Annotated in this window: 9 protein-coding genes; 7 read left to right on the forward strand and 2 right to left on the reverse strand. The window is 62.5% G+C overall.

Going from position 1 to position 3,205, the window contains the following annotated elements; genetic code table 11:
• Positions 1–219, reverse strand: a 219-nt coding sequence (locus RI554_11010) for a hypothetical protein (GenBank protein MDR9392542.1), incomplete at its 3' end; no start/stop codon positions are given.
• A 79-nt stretch (positions 220–298) separates the two neighbouring features.
• On the reverse strand, positions 299–976 hold the full coding sequence (locus tag RI554_11015) for an XRE family transcriptional regulator (protein MDR9392543.1): 678 nt from the start codon (positions 974–976) through the stop codon (positions 299–301).
• Between the two features lie 142 nt (positions 977–1,118).
• Between RI554_11015 and RI554_11020 the strand changes: the two genes are divergently transcribed.
• From RI554_11020 to RI554_11050, 7 genes are all read left to right on the forward strand, one after another.
• Positions 1,119–1,331: a hypothetical protein gene (locus RI554_11020; GenBank protein MDR9392544.1), complete on the forward strand. Its 213-nt coding sequence runs from the start codon at positions 1,119–1,121 to the stop codon at positions 1,329–1,331.
• A gap of 200 nt (positions 1,332–1,531) precedes the next feature.
• A complete protein-coding gene (locus RI554_11025) occupies positions 1,532–1,705 on the forward strand; it encodes a hypothetical protein (protein ID MDR9392545.1) in 174 nt (57 codons plus the stop codon).
• Between the two features lie 79 nt (positions 1,706–1,784).
• Positions 1,785–2,105: a hypothetical protein gene (locus tag RI554_11030; protein ID MDR9392546.1), complete on the forward strand. Its 321-nt coding sequence runs from the start codon at positions 1,785–1,787 to the stop codon at positions 2,103–2,105.
• On the forward strand, positions 2,102–2,458 hold the full coding sequence (locus RI554_11035; protein ID MDR9392547.1) for an HTH domain-containing protein: 357 nt from the start codon (positions 2,102–2,104) through the stop codon (positions 2,456–2,458). The genes RI554_11030 and RI554_11035 overlap by 4 nt, the downstream gene beginning before the upstream one ends.
• The gene (locus tag RI554_11040) at positions 2,455–2,643 is read left to right on the forward strand and encodes a hypothetical protein (protein ID MDR9392548.1); all 189 of its coding nucleotides are present in this window, start codon (positions 2,455–2,457) and stop codon (positions 2,641–2,643) included. Before RI554_11035 ends, RI554_11040 begins: the two co-directional genes overlap by 4 nt.
• A gap of 55 nt (positions 2,644–2,698) precedes the next feature.
• Complete coding sequence (locus RI554_11045) at positions 2,699–2,881, forward strand: hypothetical protein (GenBank protein MDR9392549.1); 183 nt, start codon at positions 2,699–2,701, stop codon at positions 2,879–2,881.
• Between the two features lie 86 nt (positions 2,882–2,967).
• The gene (locus RI554_11050) at positions 2,968–3,198 is read left to right on the forward strand and encodes a hypothetical protein (protein MDR9392550.1); all 231 of its coding nucleotides are present in this window, start codon (positions 2,968–2,970) and stop codon (positions 3,196–3,198) included.
• Positions 3,199–3,205 lie beyond the last annotated feature (7 nt).

Below are 3,205 nucleotides of genomic sequence, written 5' to 3' on the forward strand. Positions count from 1 at the left end.
GTGAAGCCGGACGTCTTGCTCGTAGGCGCGCATGGTCGATGCCCGAACGTAAGCGCGTTTGTGGCTCAACCAAAAGTCGAGGTAGTCCTCAACGCGGACGTGGCCCGTCGGTGTTTGCGTGGCCGCGGCGCGCGCCTTCATGTTGAGTTTCTGGATAGCCTCTTCTTGCGTTCGGCCACGCGCCTTAAGTCGCTTCCGCACCCCGTTCGCAAGCGTCACGTACCTCGCTGCAACGTAGGACGTCGAGCGGCGCCCGTCCGATTCCTGGTAGACGGTGCCAAGGCCTTTCGTTGTGCGTTTACCCGCCACGCCACACGACCGGGCCGACAATGTGCGTCGAGGCGTCGAGCGGCAGCGTAATCGCGGGGTGGCCCGGCGCAATCGGCGTCAACATGATGGCGCCTTCTTCAACACCAAACCGCTTGAGAACCATGATTTCTCGGTCGTCCCACCACGCCACGACCGTGTCGCCCGGCTCGGGCGTTTTTGTAGGATCAACCGCCACGTAATCGCCTGGCGCAAACGAACGGTCAGCCCGCATTGTCTCCGGGCTTAGCATGCAGTTTCCGTTCACGACGTAGCAAACGACGTTATCGATTGCTGCCCCCCTGCGAGACAAGTGTTCTCGCGGGATGTACGCAACGTCCCCTTCCTTCGGTTGTGGGTTTGCGTCTCCCGCTGCAACCGAACCATACACCGGAACGGCAACCCAGTCAGGGTGAACCTCAAGCTTTTGTAGGGCCTTGTCGGCGTAGTCGGGCAGTGGTTCTCGCCCTTCGTTGATGCGTTGAAGGTTTGCAATCGTCATGCCGTACGCAGCGGCGACGCGCGTGGCGGTCTCGAACGACACTCCGCTTAGCCCGCGCCGCTCGAGGTTTTGGATGCTGCCGTGGGATATACCGGCGCGTTCTGCGGCTTGCCTGTGGGTAAGGCCAAGACGTGTGCGTAGTTGCTTCATGCGCTCGCCGGGCGTCACGGCGCCCTCCTTGTTGTGAATTTAGCCACGGCTCGTTCCTCCCCTGGATTGTTGACTATACGCGACTGTACGTATAGGATGGTCGCCAACGGCACGTACAGAAGGTTGTACGACCGTGTTCTCAAGCGAGAAGGGAGGTGGCATGGACAAGCCGAAACAAACCAACACGCCCACAACGGCGCTCACGCGGGAGCAGGTCCAGCAAGAGCTCGGGATTGGGTCCGCGACGTTCTTCAAGTACGTCCGCGAGTACCCCCAAGAGTTCGTGACGTACAAATCCGGCCGCAACCGCGTCATGGACCCAGAAGACCTCCAACGCTGGAAGGCCTTCTGCAAAATCCGTGACGCCAAGTAGATCCTCAAGCGAAGGAAGGACGACATGCCAAAACAACCGAACGACCTTCATCCCTTTCGCGCGAAACTCGAGCGCCGCATCACGGAACACGAAGCACGCAAGTACGCACAAACGCACGCCCCCGACTGGGTCCTCCACCGCCGCGTTGACGGCCGCACCGTCATCAACCGCCGCCACCAAGCGAAGCGCAGGTGGGCCCAATGAAGCACCGCGTCGATCGGTTTGACTGGCGGGATTTGCAACCCACACGCGAAGACGAACGCCAAAAGCGGCACGAGGAACGCATGCAGTCGTTCGACGCCAAGAGGGAGCGCTGGCGCGACCACATGCGCCTAAGAAACATGTTCTGGCGCGACCAAGGAGTCAAGCCGTGATCGCCGTCTTCGTGTTGTTCGTCGCCATCGGCTTCACCTTCACGGCAGCCGCCGCCATCAGTGACTGGTTGGGTCTCGAATGAACCGCCGAAACCTGTCCGACCCAATCCAACTGCTGCAGGACGTGGGGCCGCACGGCACCGTCATTCGCGAGCCCGACACCATGTGCGTCTGGTGGCACCCCTACATCCAGACGGACGCCCGCCAGCACTTCCAGGCAAACAAGTACGAATGGTGGAACCTCGGCACGGAACGCTGGTGGCCAAACGACGACTACAAGCAAGTGTTCAACAGCATCGAGCGGTACATGGGGGACCGGTTCCCCGCGTGGCCGAACGAGTGGGCGGTCGTGAACGCCGCACCGTTCATCGACGTGATCGAGACGGAGGACGGATCGTGAACCCCCGCGACCAACTCGCGCGCCTCCTGAAAGGCAACCGGGAGGGCTACACCCGCCAAGAGATCGCGGCACGCCTCGACCTGAACGATCGGGCTGCTCGGCAAGTCATTGAGGACCTCGTCGCGTCGGGGGAACTGCCGGTCGTGTGCGACCGCGGACCCAACGGCCGCCAGGAGGGCCACTACCGCATCGCTCGAGCGGACGAGGTGGAGGTCGTCAACACCGAAATTCGGGAGCTTCGCAACCGCGCCTTGTCCGCCCTGAAGCGCGCGAAGGGCTTGAGTCTTGCGTACCAGGCGCAACACCAGGCCAGCAGCCTGTTTCTGGAGGACGTGCCGGAGGTCCGGTCGTGACGCGCGAAGAACACCTGGTGGCGTGCGCCTACCAACACCAACAAACAGCGGACCGGCTGCAAGAGGAAATCGAGCGTGGCGCACCGGAGGCCGTGCAGGCGTTCCTGCACGACGCCCTGGACGCCCTCGAGAAAGCCAGCCAAGCGTACGTCGTGTACGCGGAACGAGAACGCCATGACGCTTGAAACGAAACTCGATGCCTTGTGGGGGTCCCTCCCCACGAGTGACGAGCGGCGGGGCGTGCCGCAAAGCGAGTGGAACAAACACCAGCGTGCCGAGCACAACATCCAGCAGTACTGCTCCTGCATGTGGGCCACCCTCGACGCGGACGAGGCCAACTCGAGAGTCCTGACGTACTTGAATCCCGACTGCAAACTGCACGGCACCAACCCACGGGACGACCTCCCACCGGAGATCCCATGACGGCGAAACAGAAGGATTGGTTCGATTGGGTTGCGCAACGCGGGTGCCTCGTTCCCGGCTGCTCCAGGCCCCCTGCGTTGCATCACGTGAGTGGGACTCGGAGCTTCAAGACGGGGCAACGCTTGCGGCGCCGGCAGTACCTGGCGGATTGGGCGGTCGTGCCCGTCTGTCAGTACCACCACCAGCAAGCCAACACCAGCATCCATAACGTTGGCGAAGCTGGGTTCGGCATTGAGTACTTGGGGGGCGACACCGCCGTCCTTGAGTGGGCGTACACCCTTGCGCTCCGGTACGTGCATGAGGGCCGCAATGGCTAGGGGCCGC

Source organism: Trueperaceae bacterium (assembly GCA_031581195.1).
Classification (GTDB): Bacteria; Deinococcota; Deinococci; order Deinococcales; family Trueperaceae; genus SLSQ01.